This is a genomic window from Pseudomonas sp. F1_0610 (assembly GCF_047470865.1).
In the GTDB taxonomy this organism is placed as follows: Bacteria; Pseudomonadota; Gammaproteobacteria; order Pseudomonadales; family Pseudomonadaceae; genus JAZDRH01.
Genome location: NZ_JAZDRH010000002.1, coordinates 79,327 through 101,357 on the forward strand (window position 1 = coordinate 79,327; position 22,031 = coordinate 101,357).

A 22,031-nucleotide genomic window follows, 5' to 3' on the forward strand; every position below is an offset into this window, starting at 1 on the left:
CTTGAATTTGCCCAAAAAACTGGCTGTAAGCTGTTAAACTAGGCCTATTCATTAGTGGAGCAGCCAGATGGCAGAGATTTTTCAGCACCGTGCACGTAAGCGCTTTGGACAAAACTTTTTACATGATGCAGGCGTTATTGACCGCATTCTGCGCGCTATTAGCCCTAAATCAGGGCAACGCCTACTTGAAATCGGGCCTGGACAAGGGGCACTTACCGAAGGCTTAGTGAACAGTGATGCGCAACTGGATGTTATCGAACTAGATAACGACCTTATTCCATTATTGAAACTACGCTTTGGCTTAAAAACCAACTTTAATCTGCACCATGGCGATGCCATGAAATTTGATTTCACTGAGCTAAATGCGCAGTCTCATGAGCTACGTGTTGTAGGGAACCTGCCCTACAACATCTCAACACCCTTAATTTTTCATTTATTAAGTAATGCTCATCTAATTAAAGATATGCATTTTATGCTGCAAAAAGAGGTTGTTGAACGCTTAGCTGCTCAGCCGGGCACTAATGATTGGGGCAGGCTTTCTATTATGGTGCAGTATCATTGCCGTGTGGAGCATCTATTCAATGTAGGCCCTGGTGCTTTTAATCCACCACCTAAAGTGGACTCTGCAATTGTTCGCCTGATTCCACATGAACACTTGCCACACCCAGCAAAAGACCATAAGTTACTAGAAGTTGTTGTCCGCGAAGCCTTTAATCAGCGCCGCAAAACACTACGCAACACCTTAAAGAAACTATTGCCTGTGGAAGCTATTATAGCAGCTGATGTTGATCCTAGTCTGCGCCCCGAGCAGCTTGATTTGGCAGCCTTTGTCCGCCTTGCTGATCAACTCGCTATGCGTCCATCTGTCACCGCCGAGTAATACTATGTCAGATCCGCGTTATCAAATTGATGTACAGGTAAAAACACGTTTTTTACCTGACCATTCTGAACCACAAGAGCAACGCTTTGTGTTTGCTTATGATATCACCATCGTAAACAATGGCAGCATCAGCGCCCAACTATTAAGCCGCCATTGGTTAATTACCAATAGCAATGGGCAAACACAAGAAGTACGTGGTGATGGTGTTGTAGGTGAGCAGCCTCATATTCAACCCAACAAAAGCTTTAGCTATAGCAGTGGCACTATATTGGCAACCGAAGTTGGCAGCATGCAAGGTAGCTTTACCATGCAAGCTGAAGATGGCTATCAATTTGACGCCCCTATTGCACCTTTTAGTCTAGCTATTCCAGGAATCATGCATTAATGCGTTGCTATGCCGTTGGTGATATTCAAGGCTGCCTTGATCCGCTCATGTGCTTACTGGACAAAGTAGGCTTTGATCCACAACAAGATCAATTGTGGTGTGTTGGCGATCTTGTCAATCGAGGCCCTAAGTCGTTACAAACCTTGCGTTTTTTATATGGAATAAAAGACAGCGTAATTAGCGTTTTGGGTAACCACGACCTGCACCTTCTAGCATGCTACTTTGATCCCAGCCGCTTAAAACGCAAAGATACGCTTATTGAAATTCTCCAGGCGCCTGATTGTGAAGTTTTAATGGAATGGCTGCTGAGCCTGCCATTAATGCACTATGATGAGCCACGTAAAATAGCTATGGTCCATGCGGGGATAGCACCGCAATGGTCAATTCAACAAGCGCTTGGCTATGCCAAGGAAGTACAGACTATTCTAAGTACGCCGGCTTTACGTCCTGTGTATTTTTCACACATGTATGGCAATCAGCCAGATACCTGGGATGAGTCCTTGCAAGGCCCAGAGCGCTGGCGGATGATTACCAATTACTTTACCCGTATGCGCTTTATTAGCCCTAATGGACAGCTAGAATTTACCAGCAAAGAAGGTTTAGATACAGCACCTGAAGGCTACTACCCATGGTTTTTCATACCCAAACGTAAGGTTCAAGAAGAACAAATTATTTTTGGTCACTGGGCGGCCCTTGAAGGCGCTTGCGTGGTACCCAATATCGTTGCCTTAGATACCGGCTGTGTATGGGGTAATGCCATGACCCTTTATAATATTGATACTCAAGAAAAACATCTCTGCGACTGCAAACAATAAACAACGCCGCGAGGAATAATTATGTCTTATACGTGCATCAGTGTGGCTCAAGCCAAAGAGCTACAAGAACAAGGGGCGGTAGTGGTAGATATTCGTGATGCGGATAGTTTTAATGCTGGGCACATGCCTAAAGCTATTCATTTGGATAACTATTCATTACCTGACTTTTTAGCCAATGCGGATTTAGATAAGCCTACTATTGTGGTCTGCTACCATGGCCATTCAAGCCAAAGTGCAGCCGCTTATTTACATGGGCAAGGCTTTGAACATCTGTACAGTATGGATGGCGGCTTTGAATACTGGCGCCAGCTATTTCCCGAGGCTGTAGTCGCCCAATAGCTCTTGTAAAAAACCTTTCCAATTTGCTTCTTTTTCAATTAAACGCATGATTTTCTCCTAAAAAAAAGACCGCTTTAGCTTACGCCTCAGCGGTCTTATGCACACAATGCAAAACAGCTGAGTTATGAACGAATCAAGTGATCAAAGGCAGCTAACGACGCTTTAGCCCCTTCACCCATGGCAATAATGATCTGCTTATAAGGCACAGTAGTTACATCACCTGCGGCAAACACGCCTGGAATATTGGTTTGTCCGCGAGCATCCACCTCAATTTCGCCAAACTTGGTTAGGCTTACTGTACCTTTTAACCAATCACTGTTAGGTAATAAGCCAATTTGTACGAATACGCCTTCTAGTTCAACAGTGTGTAAATTTTCAGTAGCGCGATCTTTGTAAATCAAGCCATTTACTTTCTCACCATCACCTACTACTTCTGTGGTTTGCGCATTGGTAATGATGTTTACATTAGGCAAGCTGCGGAGTTTCTTCTGTAATACATCATCAGCACGCAGTGCTTCGCCAAACTCAATCAAAGTAACATGCGCCACCACGCCTGCCAGATCAATTGCTGCTTCTACACCTGAGTTACCGCCGCCAATAACAGCCACACGTTTGCCTTTATATAAAGGGCCGTCACAGTGTGGGCAATACGCCACACCACGAGCACGGTATTCAGTTTCACCTGGCACATTCAGTTCGCGCCAGCGAGCACCGGTAGACAGAATAACTGTTTTAGCTTTTAACTTAGCGCCAGAGGCAAATTCAACTTCATGCAAACCGCCTTTCTCAGGTGCAGGAATCAAGCGGCTAGCACGCTGCAGATTCATGATATCTACTTCGTATTGACGAACATGCTCTTCCAGTTGTCGTGCAAGGGTTGGGCCTTCTGTTTCTTTAACTGAAATAAAGTTTTCAATCGCCATGGTATCCATTACTTGACCACCAAAGCGCTCAGCAGCTACCCCCGTGCGAATACCTTTACGTGCAGCATAAATGGCAGCTGCTGAACCGGCTGGACCACCACCAATCACAAGCACATCAAAAGCGTCTTTCTCATTTAGTTTTTCAGCCTCACGAGCTACTGCACCTGTATCTAGCTTGGCGATTAATTCTTCAACCGTCATACGACCTTGCTCGAAGAACTCACCATTGAGGTAAACGCTTGGCACTGACATTACTTTACGCTGATCCACTTCATCTTGGAAAAGCGCGCCATCAATAGCCACATGGCGAATATTAGGGTTTAGCACTGCCATTAAGTTTAATGCTTGAACTACATCTGGGCAGTTTTGGCATGACAGTGAAAAGTAAGTTTCAAAATTAAACTCACCTTGTAAATTCTTGATCTGCTCAATCATTTCAGCAGATAGTTTTGATGGGTGGCCACCTACTTGCAATAGCGCCAAGACTAGTGAAGTAAATTCATGGCCCATAGGAATACCAGCAAATCTTAAGCTAATATTGCCCTTGATACGGTTAAGTGAGAATGATGGTTTACGTGCATCTGTCCCATCTAAGCGCAAGCTAATTTTATCGCTTAAACTGACGATATCCTCTAGTAAGCCTTTAAGCTCAGCTGACTTTTCACCTTCATCTAGCGACGCAACGATCTCGAATGGCTGCGTCACCTTTTCTAGGTAGGCCTTTAATTGAGTTTTTAAGTTAGCGTCTAACATGACGAAAGCTCCGTTTTACATATTCTGGATACAAAACGCCCGGACAACCAGTGCCCGGGCGTCGGGTCACTCACTAAATATTCAGTAAGCGCGAAGGTAAACTAAGGTTAAACCTTAGATTTTACCTACTAAGTCTAGTGATGGAGCTAAGGTTTCTGCACCTTCTTTCCATTTAGCTGGGCAAACTTCGCCAGGGTGCGCAGCAATGTATTGTGCTGCTTTCACTTTACGTAGAAGCTCTTGTGCGTCACGGCCAACACCGCCAGCATTGACTTCAACAATTTGAATTTTGCCTTCTGGGTTGATAACGAAAGTACCACGGTCAGCAATACCTTCAGCTTCAATCATGACATTGAAATTGCGAGTTAAAGTACCTGTTGGGTCACCAATCATTGGGTATTGGATTTTCTTAATGGTATCTGAAGTGTCATGCCAAGCTTTGTGAGTGAAATGCGTATCAGTAGATACTGAGTAGATTTCAACGCCTAGTTTTTTGAACTCTGCGTAGTTATCAGCTAGGTCGCCTAACTCTGTTGGGCAAACGAAAGTAAAGTCTGCTGGGTAGAAGAAAACTACAGACCATTTACCTTTTAAATCAGCTTCGCTAACGTCAATGAAGTTACCGTTGTGGTAAGCTTTTGCGTTGAATGGCTTAACTTCGCTATTGATGTAAGACATCGTAGACTCCTTAGAGTTATTTAGTTTTCGGATACTATACTAGGACAAAATAATAGTTAGGTATAATTAATTAATACCATAGTTACGATTATTTTTTACTATCAGCATACTATACCCATTAAGATCACTTATTGCAGCTGTGGGACAGTATAAAAACTTATCCGTTGCAAATTCATTGCAGACTCTGCATAGGCATTTATTAAAGGTAAGGATGATCATGCAAATATTCAAGGTGGGGGGCGCAGTCCGTGATCGCTTACTCAATCAGCCTATTACCGATATTGACTATGTGGTGGTAGGCGCTAGTCCACAACAAATGCTAGATGCAGGCTTTCAGCCAGTAGGCGCTGACTTCCCGGTTTTTTTACACCCTGAAACAAAACAAGAATACGCCCTTGCCCGCACTGAACGTAAAAGCGGTCATGGCTATGGTGGATTTGAAATTTATTCAGCACCTGATGTCAGCCTTGAAGATGATTTAATCCGCCGTGACCTTACCATTAATGCCATAGCTGAAGATGAACAAGGCATTATTTATGACCCGCATAACGGCCAAGCCGATATAGCTCAGCGTGTTTTACGCCACGTATCCCCTGCTTTTGCTGAAGATCCTTTACGGGTCTTGCGTGTTGCTCGCTTTGCTGCCCGTTATGCCAATCTTGGTTTTAGTATCGCCCCTGAAACCTTAGAACTGATGCAACAATTAGCGCAAAGCGGCGAACTCAATCATCTAACGCCTGAGCGCGTATGGAAAGAAGTTAGCCGAGCACTGATGGAGCCACGTCCTGACGTATTTATATCCAGCTTACGTGAATGCCAAGCACTTAGCGTATTATTTCCAGAAGTAGATGCACTCTTTGGCGTTCCACAAAATCCTAAGTCGCACCCCGAAATAGATACCGGCTTGCATCTGCTGCATGTCTTGCGACAATGTGCGATACATAAACAATCTCTAGCTGTACGTTGGGCATGCTTACTCCACGATCTTGGCAAAGGGTTAACAGACAAAGATCAACTACCACATCATCCAAATCACGATAAAGCAGGTATCCCCTTAATAAAGGCGGTTAATCAGCGCTATCGGATACCTAAAGAACAGGCGGCAATGGCTGTGCTAGTTGGGCAATACCATAGTCTTTGTCATCGCGCACTAGAGCTCAGCGCTGAACAGATAGCCCAGCTTCTCTATGCTTTAAATGCGATTCAACATCCTCAACGCTTAATAGAATTTTGTGCAGCTTGTGAGATGGACTCCTGTGGCCGTTACGGTTTTGAGCAACAGCCTTATCCGCAAAGTGATTTTCTACGTGGCGCACTAGACGCCGCAAAAGCTATAAGCAGTCAACCGTTTATCGAACAAGGTTTAAAAGGTCCAGCCTTTGGTGAAGCCTTATTGACTGCACGTACAGAAGCCATCAAGCATTACATGGTGCATTATCAAGATATAAATCAACTTATCGAATAGGCTCGACCATCGTCTAACAAAGCTGCTACACAGCCGCTTTTAAGCATATGATAACTGTCTAGAGTGCGGTTTCTGATTATTATTAACTAATCATGCAACCGCTTTTTAAGGAATACTGCTTTACGTTTACGAAAACGCAATAAGTAAGATTCGCTTATCATTCTCTCTCTACACCTCAATAGGAATAGTCATGGCCGATTACCAAGCTCCTGTGCGCGATATGCGCTTTGTTCTTCACGAAGTATTCCAAGCTCCTAAATTATGGGCTCGCTTACCAGCCTTGAATGAAACAGTAGAAGCTGAAACGGCCGATGCTATTTTAGAGGAAGCGGCCAAAGTTACTGGTGGGCTTATTGCTCCACTTAATCGCAGCGGCGACGAGGAAGAAGCCCGCTGGAACAATGGCATTGTTACCACGCCAACAGGTTTTAAAGAAGCTTATCAAACCTACGTAGAAGGCGGCTGGGTTGGTTTAACAGGCAATCCTAATTATGGCGGCATGGGCATGCCTAAAATGCTATCTGTTATGTTTGAGGAAATGCTCTACAGCGCTGGCTCTAGTTTTGCACTCTACTCAGCTCTTAGCTCAGGCGCCTGTTTAGCTATTGACGCGCATGCCAGTGAAGAACTAAAAAACCGCTTCTTACCACCTATTTATGAAGGCCGTTGGTCAGGCACCATGTGCTTAACTGAAGCCCACGCGGGTACTGACTTAGGTATTATCCGTACACGTGCAGAACCTCAAGCCAATGGTACCTATCATATTACTGGTAGCAAAATTTTCATCACTGGCGGCGAACAAGATTTAACCGAAAACATTGTTCACCTTGTCTTAGCTAAATTACCTGATGCGCCAGCTGGTGCTCGTGGTATCTCATTATTTTTAGTACCTAAGTTTTTAGTGAATGCTGATGGCTCATTAGGTGCAAAAAATACTGTTAGTTGTGGCTCTATTGAGCACAAAATGGGTATTAAAGCCTCTGCTACCTGTGTAATGAACTTTGATGGTGCTGAAGGCTACCTTGTTGGTGAAATCAACAAAGGGCTGGCTGCTATGTTCACCATGATGAACTACGAGCGCCTCTCTATTGGTATACAAGGTATTGGCTGTGCTGAAGCTTCCTATCAGAGCGCGGTTGAATATGCACGTGAACGCTTACAAAGCCGCTCAGCTACTGGTCCACAAGCTAAGGACAAAGTAGCAGACCCTATTATTGTGCATCCTGATGTTCGTCGCATGCTATTAACCATGCGTGCACTCAATGAAGGTGGACGCGCCTTTGCCTGTTTAGTTGGTGAACAACTAGATATCGCCAAGTTTAGCCAAGACAGCGAAGAAGCAAAAAAAGCGGCTGGCCAAGTTGCGCTGTTAACGCCTATTGCGAAAGCTTTCTTTACTGATAACGGTTTTGAAAGTTGCGTACATGGCCAACAAGTTTTTGGTGGACATGGTTATATCCGTGAGTGGGGACAAGAACAATTAGTGCGAGATGTGCGTATTGCACAAATCTATGAAGGCACCAATGGAATTCAAGCACTCGATTTAACTGGACGCAAAGTAGTCGCTAATGGCGGTGAATATGTACGCGACTTTGCCCAAATTGTACGTGAACATATTGCACAACCAAATACCCTATACGCTAGCGAAGTAGAGCAAGCACTACAGCGTTTAGAGAAAGTAACCGCTTGGCTACTAGAGCATGCTGCGAAAAATCCAAACGAAATTGGTGCTGCCTCTGTTGAGTATCTGCATCTTTTTGGCTATACCGCCTATGCTTGGATGTGGTCAAGAATGGCAACAGCAGCAGAACAAAACAAAGCACAAGAGCCTGCTTTCTACCATGCTAAGTTAGGTACAGCTGAGTTCTTCTTTAAACATCTAATGGCACGTACACTAGGTTTAGAAGCCAGTATTTGCGCTGGCAGTGATTCATTGTTTAATTTATCTGCTGAACAGTTCTAACCTCTTAAAAGCGCAGGCTAGACCTGCGCTTTTACTTCCTTTCCCTCTCTAACATAGCGTTAACCAGTTTCTCCCCCGCTCTTAAAGGTGACATCTTTTCAGACTTTGTAGTCTTACTACATGACAGGTTTCTATCGACCCTGTCATTGATCTTTCCCATTAGCAGTTTATTGCCATAAGGCATACCATCTAGGAGTTATTCCTACTCCTATAAGGACTAATCCCTATGTCGGCTCCAGCATTTCGTACAGAAAAAGACCTACTTGGTCAGCTAGAAGTACCCTCAGATGCCTATTACGGCATACAAACCTTACGTGCTAAAAATAACTTTCACTTAAGTGGTGTGCCTTTATCGCATTATCCTAACCTTGTTATTGCATTGGCAATGGTTAAACAAGCCGCAGCCGACGCTAACCATCAGCTAGGTTATTTAAATAAAGAAAAACACCAAGCCATTACAACAGCGTGCCGTAAAATTATTGCAGGCGAATATCATGAACAGTTTATTGTTGACATGATTCAAGGCGGCGCTGGCACTTCTACCAACATGAATGCCAACGAAGTCATCGCCAATATTGCACTGGAAACTATGGGTAAAAACAAAGGTGAATACCAATATTTACATCCTAATAATGATGTGAATATGGCTCAGTCCACCAATGATGCTTACCCAACGGCTATTCGGGTTGGCTTACTATTAGGCCATAACCGTCTAATGGATAGCCTTGAGCAATTGATTAAAGCCTTTGCCGACAAAGGCGTTGAGTTTGCACAAGTACTTAAAATGGGGCGTACTCAGCTACAAGACGCAGTGCCTATGACATTAGGTCAGGAATTTAATGCTTTTGCCAACAACTTGCGCGAAGATATGGAGCGCTTCCAACAACTGGTGCCTATCTTACTCACAGGAGTGAACCTTGGTGGTACCGCCATTGGCACTGGCATTAACGCTGATCCTAAGTACCAAGCTTTAGCCGTTGAGCGTTTAGCCGTGATTAGTGGACATCCGATTAAAGCAGAACCTGACTTAATTGAAGCCACTTCTGATATGGGCGCTTTTGTCTTACTTTCAGGATTACTCAAACGCACTGCAGTTAAACTTTCAAAAATTTGTAATGATCTACGCTTGTTATCAAGCGGTCCTCGTACAGGCATTAATGAAATTAACCTGCCACCACGCCAGCCTGGCAGCTCTATCATGCCAGGCAAAGTAAATCCTGTTATTCCAGAGGCAGTTAACCAAGTAGCTTACGATATTATTGGTAACGACCTTTCCTCTACGATGGCAGCCGAGGCTGGTCAATTACAATTAAACGTAATGGAGCCTTTGATTGCATGGAAAACCATGGATTCGATTCGCCTATTAGGCCGTGCTATGGATATGCTACGTGAGCATTGCATCACGGGTATTACAGCCAATGAAGATCGCTGCCGTGAACTGGTTGAACATTCTATTGGTTTAGTCACTGCGCTTAACCCCTACATTGGCTACGAAAATGCTACCCGCATTGCCAAAATAGCATTAGAAACTGGGCGTGGTGTTTTAGAATTAGTGCGTGAAGAAAAACTATTGGAAGAAGACTTATTAATGGATATTTTACGCCCTGAGAATATGATTGCGCCACGCTCACACTAAGCACTCAAGCCAAGCGTTTGCTAGTTCAGTAAGCGCTTGGCTTTGACTTATTAGGCATCCCCTACTTACGTAGTGACTTAATCAAAATACTATCTCCGTGTGCAATACAATCCTGTATAACTTGCATTACCCCTTTCTCCTCCCAATCAGCCATATGCAAAGGCTCAGCTAGCGGAACCAATGACCTTAAATCAATATAGGGTTTAGCAAAAATTAACGAGTCTTTAACTGTATTTAAGTCTTTATTATTTTCAGCACTGGGCAACTCCCATCTGATAAGTTGCTGCGTATTCAGCCAATACACCAGCCATTGGCCTTTTTCGAGTTTGTCTTGTTGGTGATAAGCATAACCTATAACACAAAACTTATTCACAGCATGGCTCTGCTGATCAAACTCACTTAAATACCGCAAACTGCTCTGTAAATAGCCTTTGTTTAGCGGAATCTCTGCAGTCTTATAGCGTGCAATAGGCACATGCGTAAATAACCCCCAAGGCGCACTATAATTAATATCCTCGGCGTACAGCATGGGAGGTATAAAGAAAATGCTAAGATAAATAGTTAACCAGCGCAGCATAAAGCTTATCCAGCAAATAATTTACTTTTGACCTACGCTTATGCTGAAAAAATACATCTACGTGGTCATTTGTATAAGTACTTGATCAAGATCAGTCCACAGTCGCTATCTGCTCAATAGTTTTCTGCAAAATACTTATCCAAAAAATCTGTGGATAAAGCTGTTTAAAGCTCTTTCAAAAAGAGTGCAATAACGGAAACAAAAGGATTACAAGCAGTTGATTAAAAAATAACCAACAGGCTAACTGGTTATTATGACAGTAGTATTATAGTTACCAAGCTGATTGTCAAAAAGCCTTATAAATCTTGCATTTGAGTAGTTTTGTGCAATGATTACAAAATATGTCTTCTAGATCAAAAGAAATGCTCAGGTCAAGCTTAAATAACAAATAGATAGTATATTTTTAACTAGAACACATACCCACCTCCCTGTGGATATCTTTGTGCATTATTTCTGGAATAATTTAACTCTTGGGTATAATTATTCGTTAGCCTGTGCCATGGCGTTTTTTAACACTTCCTCTAAGGCTTCATCTGTTGTTTTGTCTTGTTCGGCTATTTCTTGCAGACGCTTAACCACTAACGCATTTATTGAGCCTTCTGGGAAATTGCCTTGATCATCAACAGCACCTGCTGACTGTCCTGTCAAAATTTCTAATGCATCATCAACGCAGCGCACCGCAAAGACGTTAAACAAACCTTGTTGCACAGCGTTAAGCACTTCGCTATTGAGCATTAAGTTGGCCACATTAGCTTGAGGAATAATAACACCTTGCTCGCCCGTCAAGCCCCGCGCTTTACAGAGTTGGAAAAAACCTTCAATTTTTTCATTCACGCCGCCAATTGCCTGTACTTCGCCAAATTGGTTGAGTGAGCCTGTAATCGCAAAGCACTGTTTTAATGGTACTTTGGCTAATGCTGAAATCAATGCACAGCCCTCGCCTAGCGAAGCGCTATCCCCGTCAATATAGCCATACGATTGTTCAAGAGCGATGCTTGCAGATATATCTAATGGATACTTTTGCGCATATTTAGAACCTAAAAAGCCTGTTAAAATCATCACACCTTTGGAGTGAATGGATTGTCCTAGGCTGGCTTCACGCTCAATATCCACAATGCCATTATTGCCAGGGTAGACAGTGGCAGAAATGCGTGCAGGCGCGCCAAAAGAGGAGTCACCAATACTCAGTACTGTTAAGCCGTTGCACTTACCCACAGCCTCGCCCTGGCTATCAATCAAGATAACACCAGCTAAAATATCGTTTTGAATTTGCTGGCTAATACGTCCAGTACGGTATTCACGCGCACGTATGGCTTGAGCGACATGATTAGCATCAGTATGCACTTCACCTAGCTGTAGGCGAATAAAATCAGCTTCACTGACAACTTGGAAAACATCACTGATACTGGCAGATAAGCGCTGTTGATGCTCTGCCAAACGTGCACTATAACGAGCCAACGCGGCCACAGCACAGGCTGTTAACGGCGCCATTTCTTCCTCAGTAGTGCGCGTTTTCATGAGCTGGGCAAAATGCTCTAAGCTATCTTCATCAATAGCCACTTCTGAATCAAAATCTACCAAAACACGAAACAGCTCTTGAAAGTCTGCATCATATTCTTGCAAGGCGTAATAAAAATTAGGTTCACCAATAATAATAACTTTAACCTGTAAGGGTATGACTTGCGGGCTTAAGGTAACTGCAGCAAAACGTCCTAACTCTAACAGGGGGGATTCCATCTTGATCTGACGTGAATGCAAAGCTCGCTTTAGCGCATCCCATACAAAAGGCTCAGTTAATAACTTCTCTGCCTCTAATACCAAATAACCACCATTGGCTTTTTGCAAAGCGCCTGCCCGTAACTGACGGTAATTGGTTGATAGCCCTGACTGGTCGCTAACATATTCTATGCGGCCGAAAATATTATCATAAGTAGGATGCGACTCGAAAATCACAGGAGCTCCAGCCGTTGCATGATGCCCAACAATCAAATTAGGGCTATATTGCAGCTCTAGAATTTGACGACGCACTGGCTCACTGCTTTCCTCTGTCACTAGCTGATCTACTACTGTTTTCAACAAATTACCTTGCATAGCTTGTAAATAGGCTAGCACATCAGGAAAGTCGCTATAGGTTTTAGCCAGTGGAGCCAATAATGGCTCTAGTGCTTGAGCAATAGTCTCTTCATTGAGTTGGCGTAGTTTATTACTGGATTCACGCTTCCATTGTGGCAAAATCGAAAGTTTCTGATTAAGCAACTCTTCAAGCTCAGCAATATCAGCATGAAACTTCTCACGCTGTTCCTCTGCTAGCAAAGCAAACTCAGCTTCATCTAAAGCCTTGCCTTCATACATAGGTGTAAAAGAAATACTATTACTGTCACGATAGAGAGCGACACTTTTCTCTAACGCTTTTTTCTCAATAAAGTCTAAAACACTGTCGTAATTACGATTAAACTCACGATCAATAGTACTTTTTTTCTGCTGCCAAGTAGGGGTTTCGAAAACAGCTGGAAAAGTAGCCAGAATATTTGTCAATAACTGATCAATATCTCGACAAAAAGCACTGCCCTTACCTGCTGGTAACTGCAAAGCCAATGGCTCACGTGCATCATTGAAGTTATTTACATAAAGCCAATCACTGGGTGTGCTTTTACGCTTGGCTTCATTGGCAAGGTAGCGTTTTACATAAGAATAACGCCCAGTTCCAGCATAGCCCATAACAAAAACATTATAGCCAGGGCGTGGCATAGCTACACCAAACTGTAGTGCTTCTACTGCTCGCTCTTGCCCTAAAACACCACGAAACGCAGGTATTTCATCAGTGGTGGTAAATGCAAAGTCATCAGCACTAAATTGACGTGCTAATTGTTCCAGTACAAGGGGTTTTACAAAAGGCAGCGACATGTAGTGTCCTTGAATGCAAAGGTACAAAAAACACCATTTTGGACTGCCACCTAACTTACTGCAAGCAAGCATCTACTTTGTTTGCAGGCCTTAGGTCAGGTTCTATTTAAGTTGATAGAGATTATAAGCAATAACCAGCATAACTAGAGCAACAACTAAATCAAAACAACGTATTACCCAAACCTTAGTAAAAAGCTGGGCAGCAGACTTGGCTGCATAAGCAATACCAAAAAACCACAAGAAAGAAGCAAGACAAGCACCAATAATAAAGCTTAGCTTATTCATTCCCGCAAATTCTGAGCCTAGATTGCCCAAAATCATAAAGGTATCAAGATAAACATGTGGATTTAATAAAGTGAAACCTAAAGCAGCTAAGGCTACTGTTTTACCAGCTGTTTTTTGTTCAGCATCTGCAACTACGTTAGCCCAACCTCTTGGTTTTTGGCGCAGTGCATTAAGCAAAGATAAAGCGCCATAATACAGCACGAAAACAATGCCTAACCAGCGTGCAGCTGGCACAAACCAAGGTAATTGGTCTTTCAAACTGGCCATAAAAAAAACGCCAGCAACTATTAATAAAAAGTCGCAGCTTGCGGCAATAGAAGCCGCTACAAATACCTTGCGTTGCTGTAAGCCAGTTTTAATGATAAATACATTTTGCGCACCAATAGCAACAATTAGCCCTAAGCCTATAAAAAAAGCAGAAACAACCACTTCAAAATTCATTTTTATCTATTACCTTACAACTACCTATGCTCTATTCTTATCAGCTTATCCAGAAAAGTAGCGGACAGCTATTTTCCTGAAAACAATTCAAGCTGCATTAATTTTTCTTAACTTAGCGACCAATAGAGCCAACACAACCTATGAAGCTGGACAGTAAAAAGACCCAAGCCCTATTAGCTATTATTGACACAGGTAGTTTTGAGCAAGCAGCACACAAACTAAAGATTACCGCTTCGGCTATTTCACAGCGTATCAAGGCTTTAGAAAGCCAACTGGGTGTTCCTTTAGTTAGCCGCACGCGCCCTTGTCACTCAACACAAGAAGGGTTAATGCTGGTTCATTATTTGCGCCGCAGCCAAGCGCTGGCTCAAGAATTTGAAAGCGACTTTTATAATACGGTTGGCATGCGAATCCCTATTGCCATCAATAATGACTCTTTAGGTACTTGGTTCTTACCAGCGCTGAGCGATTTTCTGCAAACAGAAAATATCATGCTGGATATTTTAGTAGACGATCAAGACTTCACTCACACTGCATTAGAAGCAGGCACTGCACTGGCAGCTATATCCGCTAAAAGTACAGCGATGAAAGGCTGTAATGCTAGGTTACTGGGTTCAATTCGTTATCGTTTATTAGCATCCCCCAGTTTCTACACCCGCTACTTCAAACAAGGGCTTAACCGAAATAGTATTTTAAAAGCGCCTTTATTGGTGTTTGACCGCAAAGACCAACTACAAGCTAGCTTTCTACATGAACATTTTAGCGTCCATCAAGATAGCTGCCCTATTCATTATATTCCTTCTACAGAGGCTTTTTATCATGCCATTAAACTTGGCTTAGCCTATGGCATGGTGCCGTCTATTCACTGCACAAAAGAGTTAGCTAGTGGCGAAATAATAGATCTCGCCCCTGGATGCTATATAGATACGCCATTGTATTGGCATCATTGGGATATTCAATCACCCAAACTCGCTCAGCTCACCCAATGTTTAATTGAGCAGAGTAAACGTTGGTTATTCTAACTAGGAACTACAGACTAACCAAAAGGCTTGATTTGATAATTAGCAAACCAAACCTTTCAGATATCACTCACTTATTTAAACAATACCTTGCGCCAGCATGGCATCAGCAACCTTCACAAAGCCAGCAATATTGGCGCCTTTAACATAGTTAATACGGCCATTTTCTTCGCCATACATAACGCAGGCATTATGAATACTTTGCATAATACTATGTAATTTGGCGTCCACTTCACCATCGGTCCACAGCAAGCGCATAGCGTTTTGACTCATTTCTAAGCCACTCACAGCCACACCACCAGCATTAGAAGCCTTACCAGGTGCATAGAGCACATCAGATTCTAAGAAGTAATCCACTGCATCTAAGGTTGATGGCATATTGGCGCCTTCGGCAATACAAATACAGCCATTTTTCAGCAACAGCTTAGCATCGTCCAAATTCAGTTCATTTTGTGTTGCGCAAGGTAATGCAATACTGCAAGGCACTGACCAAGGGCGCTGTCCGGCTAGGAATTCAAGACCAAAATGTTCCGCCAATTCTTGAATACGTCCGCGGCGAACATTTTTTAGATCCATTAAATAAGCCCAGTGCTCTTGGGTCATGCCTTCTGGATTATTAAAGTGCACCGTACCAGCAGAGTCAGACAGCGTAACTACCTTACCACCTAACTCGTAAACCTTTTGTGCAGCATACTGAGCAACATTACCTGAGCCAGAAATAGCCACTCGCTGTCCCTCAAAGCGCATGCGGCGGCTTTTTAGCATTTCTTCTGCAAAATAAACACAGCCATAACCCGTAGCTTCTGGACGTATCAAACTACCACCATAGGTCATACCTTTACCTGTTAATACTGAGGTAAATTCGTTAGCTAAGCGCTTGTACTGACCAAACATATAACCAATCTCACGAGCACCTACGCCGATATCGCCTGCAGGAACGTCAAGATTATGTCCTATATGACGGTATAACTCTGTAATAAATGATTGGCAAAAACGCATGACTTCATTGTCGCTTTTACCTTTAGGATCAAAGTCAGAACCGCCTTTACCGCCCCCCATTGGCAGTGTTGTTAGCGCATTCTTAAAAACTTGTTCAAATGCTAAGAACTTGAGAATTCCTAGATTTACAGAAGGGTGGAAGCGTAAACCACCTTTATAAGGACCAATGGCACTATTCATCTGAATACGATAGCCACGGTTAACATGCACCTGACCTTTATCATCAACCCAAGGCACTCGAAATAAAATTACGCGCTCTGGCTCAACCATACGCTCAATAATTCCAGCCTTAACGTACTGCGGGTTATCTTCTAAAAACGGCCATAACGTTCGCAACACTTCTTCAACCGCTTGGTGAAACTCTGGTTGATCCGGGTCGCGTTGTTTTATACGAGCAAGAAAAGCATCAAGTGTGTAAGACATTTTTAAGAACCTCGGCAGACCAAACAATGGCCGTATTTTTAACCCTGAAACTCTAACAGTGCTTTATAGCTCAACCAAAGCTAAAAAGAAAAATATTTTTACGATTTTTTCATGCAATGCCTGTTAACAACGCCAGTAAATCGCAAAAATCACTTGCTAAAGGCGATTTTCTTCTGCAACATAAATGTTATATTATAACTTTTCAGCAGAGAGTAATTGACATGTTTAAACCCACTCTATCCGTACTCGCATTATTCATTTGCACAGCCCCTGCGCTGGCAAACGAAGAAAGCTTAGCCTCTTTAGGCACACATCAGCACGGCTTAACTGAGCTCTTTGTAGCTATAGAGCAAAACCAGCTCGAAATTACCATTAGCAGCCCTGCCTATAATTTATTGGGATTTGAGCACCAGCCACATACCCCAGAGCAAAAAGCAAAATTACAGCAGGTAACTCAGCAACTAGAACAAGCAGACCAGCTTATTTGGCTGCCACAGCAGGCGGCATGCCAACGCACCAAAGTGCAGCTTACCCAGCCTAATGACCACGACCACGACCACGACCACGACCACGACCACGACCACGACGATCAGCATAGTGACTGGTTAGTACATATCAACTATCAATGTGCGGCAATCGACAAAATTAATCAATTAGACGTAAAGCCTTTATTTACAGCTTTCCCATTAATTGAAAAAATTCAGATGCAACTCATTAGCCCTGATATTCAAACCAGCACCCGCTTTACAGCGCAACAAACACAATGGAAGTGGTAACCATGCCCAACCCTGTTCTTGTATTAGATCAAGTACGCTTTGCCTATCCTAAGCAAAAAGACATTCTAGATATTCCAAGCTTTTCTATGCTGCCACAAGAAAAGGTCTTTCTCCAAGGCCCTTCTGGCAGTGGGAAAACCACATTATTAGGTTTACTGGCTGGCGTACTTACAACCAAATACGGACAAATTCGTTTACTGGACACATCACTATCAAGCTTATCTAACAAGGCCCGCGATCAATTTAGAGCTGATCATATAGGCTTTATTTTCCAACAATTTAATCTATTGCCCTTCCTAAGTGTGAGACAAAATGTCGCTCTTAGCTGTCGCTTTTCAAAGCAACGTAAAGCACGTTTAGGTGATGCTCAGGCCATTTCACAACGTATTGAGCAGCTACTCAGCCAGCTGGGGCTAGAGCCTGACTTATACGAACAGCGTGCAGACCAACTTTCTATTGGCCAGCAACAGCGCGTTGCCGCAGCACGGGCGTTACTTGGCTCACCTTCATTAATTATTGCCGATGAGCCCACATCAGCACTTGATTACCAAACACGAGAACATTTCATTGAGTGTCTATTTGAGCAATGCACAGCGACAGGTAGCAGCTTATTGTTTGTCAGCCATGATCAAAATTTAGCCCCTTTGTTTGATCGCACAGTAGCACTGCAAGATATCAACCAAGTCGCTAAGGAGAACGTATAGTGTCTCTATTTTCTTTGGCCTTTAAAAGCTTGATGAATCGACGCTTTAGCGCGCTTCTAACCTTAATTGCAATTGCGCTATCTGTTTGTTTATTGCTCAGTGTCGAACGTATCCGCAGCGAAACAAAACGCAGCTTTGCTAGCACTATTAGTGGCACCGATTTAATTATTGGCGCGCGCTCTGGCTCAATCAATCTGTTATTGTACTCAGTATTTCGTATTGGTAATGCTACAAACAATATTCGTTGGTCAAGTTTTCAACACTGGCAAAAGCACCCCCAAGTTAAATGGGCTATTCCGCTTTCATTAGGCGATTCTCATAAAGGTTACCGTGTTTTAGGCACTAACCAAGACTATTTACGCTTCTATCAATACAGCAACAAAAAACACCTACAACTAGCACAAGGCAAATGGTTTGCTGAGGATGACCCATTACAGATTGTATTAGGCTTTGAAGTAGCAAAAGCATTGGGCTATCAGTTGAATGACGAGGTTATTCTAGCCCATGGTGTTGCCAAAGTAAGCTTAGTACAGCATGACGATAGTCCCTTTAAAGTGGTTGGTATTTTACAACCAACAGGCACTCCTGTAGACCGTACTTTGCATATATCACTAGAGGGTATGGAAGCTGTGCATCTAGGCTGGCATAACGGTATACCAGCCTACTCGGGAGCCAAAACAACTAAAGCTGATCTGCAAAAAATGGATTTAACCCCTAAGTCCATCACGGCAATGTTAGTTGGCTTAAATAGTAAAACCGCAACCTTTGGATTACAGCGCCAAATCAATCAATGGACAACAGAACCCTTGCTTGCCATTTTACCTGGCGTAGCGTTGCAAGAACTATGGGGCTTAATGAGCAATATTGAAAAGGTCTTGTTTATTATTTCTTTATTTGTTGTGTTCACGGGGTTAATAGGCATGCTGGGCATGATTCTCGCGAGCCTAAATGAGCGGCGCCGTGAAATGGCCATACTGCGCTCATTAGGCGCACACCCTCGGCATGTCGCCAGCTTACTGCTGATGGAAGCCTTTATCCTCAGCGCCTTAGGCATACTACTCGGTGTTGCACTCTTATACTTGTTAATTGCATTCTTACAATCACCATTACAAGCGTTATACGGGCTTTATTTACCCATTAGTTTTCCTAGTGGATACGAACTCACATTACTCGCCTGTGTGCTAGGTACAGCTGTTATTATCAGCCTTATTCCTGCCATGGGCGCCTACCGTCATTCACTGGCAGATGGCTTGAGTATTAAATTATGAAACGTCTTATCTGTGTTTTTTGCCTACTTGTTGCTTGTAACAGCCACGCAGAAGAAGCACGCAAAATTACTTGGAAAGATCTGCGCCCCGCGCAACAAGCGCTGATCATGGAACCAATGCATGCCAGTTTAGATGATGAATCAGCCCCAGCAGCCCTACAGTTAGAACCTAATGCCCCTGTGGTCACTGAATTTGACGGGCAATATGTACGTATTCCTGGTTATATTGTGCCTTTAGAGTTTGATGATGATGACCGAACGCGCGAATTTTTTCTCGTCCCTTATATGGGCGCTTGTATTCACGTACCACCACCGCCTTCTAATCAAATTATTTGGGTAACCACAGAAGCTGGTGTTGCCCTCAATAGTTTATGGCAACCTTTTTGGCTTGAAGGCCGGCTTAAAGTAGAAAGTGATAGCAATGAACTTGCTAGCGTTGGCTATAAAATGGAGGCCGATAGTGTTGAAATTTATCGCTAAGCTATTTAGCTAAAAGATAATGAACAGCGGACTGTTCAAGACTGGTTGAATACGTATAATGCACAGATTGCAGGAGAGCGAGGCTTGCCTCCGCCGAAGGCGCAAACTCCCATAAACGCTCAGGCTCATGTACTGCAATCTTTTTTCGTCGCCAACTGGAGAGAGAAACGCTAAGTTTCCACCGAAGGGGCAAGTAGCTAAGGCTACGTAAACTCTCAGGTAAAAGGACAGAGGGAGGGGCAATAGACTCATGATCGAGGTCTTTGTGCTTCTCTATATCTATATTATGGCGATTACTGCCGAAGCTATGTCTGGCGCGTTAGCCGCCGGGCGACGCAATATGGACTTATTTGGCGTTGCCTTTATCGCCTTTTTAACAGCTTTAGGGGGCGGCACTGTTCGGGATATTATTCTGGGCAACTACCCTATTTCTTGGACGCAACACCCACCTTACATTTATCTTACTATTTCTGCTGGCCTATTCACCATGCTGATTGCGCGCTTTATGCAGCGCCTTAATCGCATGTTCCTAATTTTAGATGCAATGGGACTTATCGCCTTTACCATTATTGGCTGCAACGTAGCTCTAAGGTTAGAGGCTGAGTACCAATACAGCACTGTAGTGGTCATTATGGCAGGAATGATTACAGGTATTTTTGGCGGCATTTTACGTGATGTCATGTGTAATAGAACTCCACAAGTGCTGCGTCATGAACTGTATGCCAGTGTATCCTTATTAGTTGCCCTACTGTATTTGGGGCTCAAATATATGGGGCTGGATGAAAATATTAATATGCTGATTTCATTTATTGTAGGTTTAGCCATTCGCTTGGCCGCTATTCATTGGAATCTGTCTTTACCTGTATTTTCCTATTCACCTGGCAAATGGAAATAATTATGGAACAAGCTCAGGTGGCATGACATACCATGTATGCCGCCTGTTATGGCGTGGATCCACTTGAATTCTAATGGCCGATCCTGGCGCTATATGTAGTCTTGCATCAGGCGATATTAAAATTGAAGACCTATTGGTTTCTAGAGCAATAATAGCTTGCCCATCAAACCAATCTAATTCAGAGAAATGACCATCTTTATTTAAGTCTAACACTACAAAATCAGGACTATTTCCAGTGTTGGGATCCAGCAAAAGTAAAACGTAATTACTTTTTCCTATGTTTTTTTCATAGCTGATTAGCAACAGCTTACCAATAAGCTTCACACCTACAATCTTATTAACAGATAATGCTCCCAGATTAAGCTTCCAGCCTAAATATTTTTGCCAATCAAAGGAGTCTATTAAAGGAGTTATATAAACTGAGTATCTATTACCTCCCACAGAGTAGTTTTTTTCTTCAATACTTGCCAAATTTTTTATATTTAAATCACGCACAAAGTCCTGTCCATTATCCCAGATACCCATCAGCTTTAAATTATGGTCTTGTTCTTTATAAGAAATAGTTAGTATTTCCCCAACACCTGAGGGATGAGGGACTATACCTACTAGGTCTAGCCTAGTTACTAAAGAACTATAAACTTTTCTTGGATTAGAAAATCTCGCCAAGTCGAAAAACCAAACATCACCATTAGAAGAGCTCACATAGAGTCCGCTAACTAATTTATAAGAATTATACTTAAAAAGCGGTATACCTACACTAGCGGCATCACTAACCGTCAGTGCAAATTCGTTAGCTGTCGAAGTTAATGAATAAAATTTTAATTCATTCGTTTCACTAGTAACGACATAAGGCTGTTTATTTAATGTTTCTATTATTTCAATTTTAATAGTATTTAAGCGCACAGATTTTTTCCAAATCAAATTAAATTTTCCACCACTTATATCATAGGCAGACAATCTATCATTTGAAAAAATAAATAGAATTTTCTTCCAAGCATCATCAAGATAAATATCCTTAATTTTTAACAAGCTAGAGGCTGAAAATATTTCAGAAGAAACTTCTCTGCTAACAAAATTATCCAGACTAACCTTCTCCAATCTGTTATTAGCATTTATAAAATAAAGAGAGGCTAACGGTTTTTCAGAGGCCACAAAAGAAGCATAAGCACTACTAGAGTTTAGTGCATCATGCCTAGCACTAGACTGCAAGTTACTTAAAGCATATAAATTCAAAGGAATTGATTTCTTATATAGTTCTCCAGAAACATATATATCTCTAAAAACATGCCCTGTCGCAGATTTATAAATAATACTATAATCGGAAGCAGATTTAGTATATAGCAGCACTTCATCATACACTGAAGAATATGAATACCCTGATAAAAAAATCACCCAAAGAAATACTAAAATACGCATACATAACA

General features: G+C 42.6%; 20 protein-coding genes and 2 riboswitches. Of the genes, 13 read left to right on the forward strand and 7 right to left on the reverse strand.

Going from position 1 to position 22,031, the window contains the following annotated elements; translation table 11 throughout:
- The first annotated feature begins 67 nt into the window (after positions 1-67).
- Genes rsmA through glpE form a run of 4 tightly spaced genes read left to right on the forward strand, consistent with a single transcriptional unit; the run spans position 68 to position 2,419 of the window.
- Positions 68-880, forward strand: a complete 813-nt coding sequence (gene rsmA / locus VQ643_RS01615) for a 16S rRNA (adenine(1518)-N(6)/adenine(1519)-N(6))-dimethyltransferase RsmA (RefSeq protein WP_414197518.1) — start codon at positions 68-70, stop codon at positions 878-880.
- Positions 881-884: 4 nt separating this feature from the next.
- Positions 885-1,265, forward strand: coding sequence for a Co2+/Mg2+ efflux protein ApaG (gene apaG / locus VQ643_RS01620; protein ID WP_414197519.1), 381 nt, complete (start codon positions 885-887; stop codon positions 1,263-1,265).
- A complete protein-coding gene (locus VQ643_RS01625; RefSeq protein ID WP_414197520.1) occupies positions 1,265-2,080 on the forward strand; it encodes a symmetrical bis(5'-nucleosyl)-tetraphosphatase in 816 nt (271 codons plus the stop codon). Before apaG ends, VQ643_RS01625 begins: the two co-directional genes overlap by 1 nt.
- 21 nt (positions 2,081-2,101) lie before the next feature.
- Complete coding sequence (glpE, locus tag VQ643_RS01630; protein ID WP_414197521.1) at positions 2,102-2,419, forward strand: thiosulfate sulfurtransferase GlpE; 318 nt, start codon at positions 2,102-2,104, stop codon at positions 2,417-2,419.
- A gap of 122 nt (positions 2,420-2,541) precedes the next feature.
- Here glpE and ahpF read toward each other — a convergent pair whose 3' ends face one another.
- Both ahpF and ahpC read right to left on the reverse strand, forming a co-directional pair.
- On the reverse strand, positions 2,542-4,095 hold the full coding sequence (gene ahpF / locus VQ643_RS01635; RefSeq protein ID WP_414197522.1) for an alkyl hydroperoxide reductase subunit F: 1,554 nt from the start codon (positions 4,093-4,095) through the stop codon (positions 2,542-2,544).
- 114 nt (positions 4,096-4,209) lie between these two features.
- A complete protein-coding gene (gene ahpC / locus VQ643_RS01640) occupies positions 4,210-4,773 on the reverse strand; it encodes an alkyl hydroperoxide reductase subunit C (RefSeq protein WP_414197523.1) in 564 nt (187 codons plus the stop codon).
- Positions 4,774-4,990: 217 nt separating this feature from the next.
- On the opposite strand from ahpC, the gene VQ643_RS01645 reads away from it, so the two are divergent.
- The 3 genes from VQ643_RS01645 to VQ643_RS01655 all read left to right on the forward strand — a co-directional run bounded on the left by VQ643_RS01645 (position 4,991) and on the right by VQ643_RS01655 (position 9,837).
- Positions 4,991-6,238: a multifunctional CCA addition/repair protein gene (locus VQ643_RS01645; protein ID WP_414197524.1), complete on the forward strand. Its 1,248-nt coding sequence runs from the start codon at positions 4,991-4,993 to the stop codon at positions 6,236-6,238.
- Between the two features lie 190 nt (positions 6,239-6,428).
- On the forward strand, positions 6,429-8,201 hold the full coding sequence (locus VQ643_RS01650) for an acyl-CoA dehydrogenase C-terminal domain-containing protein (protein WP_414197525.1): 1,773 nt from the start codon (positions 6,429-6,431) through the stop codon (positions 8,199-8,201).
- A gap of 226 nt (positions 8,202-8,427) precedes the next feature.
- Positions 8,428-9,837, forward strand: coding sequence for an aspartate ammonia-lyase (locus VQ643_RS01655; protein WP_414197526.1), 1,410 nt, complete (start codon positions 8,428-8,430; stop codon positions 9,835-9,837).
- A gap of 61 nt (positions 9,838-9,898) precedes the next feature.
- Here the strand turns inward: VQ643_RS01655 and VQ643_RS01660 are convergent, their stop codons facing one another.
- The 3 genes from VQ643_RS01660 to VQ643_RS01670 all read right to left on the reverse strand — a co-directional run bounded on the left by VQ643_RS01660 (position 9,899) and on the right by VQ643_RS01670 (position 14,044).
- Positions 9,899-10,414: a hypothetical protein gene (locus VQ643_RS01660; RefSeq protein ID WP_414197527.1), complete on the reverse strand. Its 516-nt coding sequence runs from the start codon at positions 10,412-10,414 to the stop codon at positions 9,899-9,901.
- A 480-nt stretch (positions 10,415-10,894) separates the two neighbouring features.
- A complete protein-coding gene (locus VQ643_RS01665) occupies positions 10,895-13,318 on the reverse strand; it encodes a Lon protease family protein (RefSeq protein ID WP_414197528.1) in 2,424 nt (807 codons plus the stop codon).
- A 102-nt stretch (positions 13,319-13,420) separates the two neighbouring features.
- Positions 13,421-14,044, reverse strand: a complete 624-nt coding sequence (locus VQ643_RS01670) for a LysE/ArgO family amino acid transporter (RefSeq protein WP_414197529.1) — start codon at positions 14,042-14,044, stop codon at positions 13,421-13,423.
- Positions 14,045-14,184: 140 nt separating this feature from the next.
- On the opposite strand from VQ643_RS01670, the gene VQ643_RS01675 reads away from it, so the two are divergent.
- Complete coding sequence (locus VQ643_RS01675) at positions 14,185-15,066, forward strand: LysR family transcriptional regulator ArgP (protein ID WP_414197530.1); 882 nt, start codon at positions 14,185-14,187, stop codon at positions 15,064-15,066.
- 75 nt (positions 15,067-15,141) lie between these two features.
- Here the strand turns inward: VQ643_RS01675 and gdhA are convergent, their stop codons facing one another.
- Positions 15,142-16,485 carry an NADP-specific glutamate dehydrogenase gene (gdhA, locus tag VQ643_RS01680; RefSeq protein ID WP_414197531.1) on the reverse strand — a complete coding sequence of 448 codons (1,344 nt, stop codon included), beginning with the start codon at positions 16,483-16,485 and terminating at the stop codon, positions 15,142-15,144.
- A gap of 221 nt (positions 16,486-16,706) precedes the next feature.
- Here gdhA and VQ643_RS01685 point away from each other — a divergent pair, with 221 nt between their 5' ends.
- The 5 genes from VQ643_RS01685 to VQ643_RS01705 all read left to right on the forward strand — a co-directional run bounded on the left by VQ643_RS01685 (position 16,707) and on the right by VQ643_RS01705 (position 20,607).
- The gene (locus VQ643_RS01685) at positions 16,707-17,261 is read left to right on the forward strand and encodes a ZrgA family zinc uptake protein (RefSeq protein ID WP_414197532.1); all 555 of its coding nucleotides are present in this window, start codon (positions 16,707-16,709) and stop codon (positions 17,259-17,261) included.
- A 2-nt stretch (positions 17,262-17,263) separates the two neighbouring features.
- Complete coding sequence (locus tag VQ643_RS01690) at positions 17,264-17,965, forward strand: ABC transporter ATP-binding protein (protein ID WP_414197533.1); 702 nt, start codon at positions 17,264-17,266, stop codon at positions 17,963-17,965.
- Positions 17,965-19,233, forward strand: a complete 1,269-nt coding sequence (locus tag VQ643_RS01695; protein WP_414197534.1) for an ABC transporter permease — start codon at positions 17,965-17,967, stop codon at positions 19,231-19,233. The genes VQ643_RS01690 and VQ643_RS01695 overlap by 1 nt, the downstream gene beginning before the upstream one ends.
- Positions 19,230-19,712 (forward strand): DUF3299 domain-containing protein, encoded by a 483-nt coding sequence (locus VQ643_RS01700; RefSeq protein ID WP_414197535.1) that lies wholly within the window; start codon positions 19,230-19,232, stop codon positions 19,710-19,712. The genes VQ643_RS01695 and VQ643_RS01700 overlap by 4 nt, the downstream gene beginning before the upstream one ends.
- A 60-nt stretch (positions 19,713-19,772) precedes the next feature.
- Positions 19,773-19,857: riboswitch (glycine riboswitch) on the forward strand.
- A riboswitch (glycine riboswitch) is annotated at positions 19,858-19,953 on the forward strand.
- A 24-nt stretch (positions 19,954-19,977) separates the two neighbouring features.
- Positions 19,978-20,607, forward strand: coding sequence for a trimeric intracellular cation channel family protein (locus tag VQ643_RS01705; protein ID WP_414197656.1), 630 nt, complete (start codon positions 19,978-19,980; stop codon positions 20,605-20,607).
- Here the strand turns inward: VQ643_RS01705 and VQ643_RS01710 are convergent, their stop codons facing one another.
- Entirely contained in the window at positions 20,608-22,023 is a 1,416-nt protein-coding gene (locus VQ643_RS01710) for a hypothetical protein (protein ID WP_414197536.1), read from the reverse strand. It lies immediately after the preceding gene.
- Positions 22,024-22,031: the final 8 nt, after the last annotated feature.

Excerpts from the sequence above, each read along its gene's own strand:
- rsmA (WP_414197518.1), top strand. The coding sequence starts at position 68 with ATGGCAGAGATTTTTCAGCACCGTGCACGTAAGCGCTTTGGACAAAAC.
- apaG (WP_414197519.1), top strand. The coding sequence starts at position 885 with ATGTCAGATCCGCGTTATCAAATTGATGTACAGGTAAAAACACGTTTT.
- VQ643_RS01625 (WP_414197520.1), top strand. The coding sequence starts at position 1,265 with ATGCGTTGCTATGCCGTTGGTGATATTCAAGGCTGCCTTGATCCGCTC.
- glpE (WP_414197521.1), top strand. The coding sequence starts at position 2,102 with ATGTCTTATACGTGCATCAGTGTGGCTCAAGCCAAAGAGCTACAAGAA.
- ahpF (WP_414197522.1), bottom strand. The coding sequence starts at position 4,095 with ATGTTAGACGCTAACTTAAAAACTCAATTAAAGGCCTACCTAGAAAAG.
- ahpC (WP_414197523.1), bottom strand. The coding sequence starts at position 4,773 with ATGTCTTACATCAATAGCGAAGTTAAGCCATTCAACGCAAAAGCTTAC.
- VQ643_RS01645 (WP_414197524.1), top strand. The coding sequence starts at position 4,991 with ATGCAAATATTCAAGGTGGGGGGCGCAGTCCGTGATCGCTTACTCAAT.
- VQ643_RS01650 (WP_414197525.1), top strand. The coding sequence starts at position 6,429 with ATGGCCGATTACCAAGCTCCTGTGCGCGATATGCGCTTTGTTCTTCAC.
- VQ643_RS01655 (WP_414197526.1), top strand. The coding sequence starts at position 8,428 with ATGTCGGCTCCAGCATTTCGTACAGAAAAAGACCTACTTGGTCAGCTA.
- VQ643_RS01660 (WP_414197527.1), bottom strand. The coding sequence starts at position 10,414 with ATGCTGCGCTGGTTAACTATTTATCTTAGCATTTTCTTTATACCTCCC.
- VQ643_RS01665 (WP_414197528.1), bottom strand. The coding sequence starts at position 13,318 with ATGTCGCTGCCTTTTGTAAAACCCCTTGTACTGGAACAATTAGCACGT.
- VQ643_RS01670 (WP_414197529.1), bottom strand. The coding sequence starts at position 14,044 with ATGAATTTTGAAGTGGTTGTTTCTGCTTTTTTTATAGGCTTAGGGCTA.
- VQ643_RS01675 (WP_414197530.1), top strand. The coding sequence starts at position 14,185 with ATGAAGCTGGACAGTAAAAAGACCCAAGCCCTATTAGCTATTATTGAC.
- gdhA (WP_414197531.1), bottom strand. The coding sequence starts at position 16,485 with ATGTCTTACACACTTGATGCTTTTCTTGCTCGTATAAAACAACGCGAC.
- VQ643_RS01685 (WP_414197532.1), top strand. The coding sequence starts at position 16,707 with ATGTTTAAACCCACTCTATCCGTACTCGCATTATTCATTTGCACAGCC.
- VQ643_RS01690 (WP_414197533.1), top strand. The coding sequence starts at position 17,264 with ATGCCCAACCCTGTTCTTGTATTAGATCAAGTACGCTTTGCCTATCCT.
- VQ643_RS01700 (WP_414197535.1), top strand. The coding sequence starts at position 19,230 with ATGAAACGTCTTATCTGTGTTTTTTGCCTACTTGTTGCTTGTAACAGC.
- VQ643_RS01710 (WP_414197536.1), bottom strand. The coding sequence starts at position 22,023 with ATGCGTATTTTAGTATTTCTTTGGGTGATTTTTTTATCAGGGTATTCA.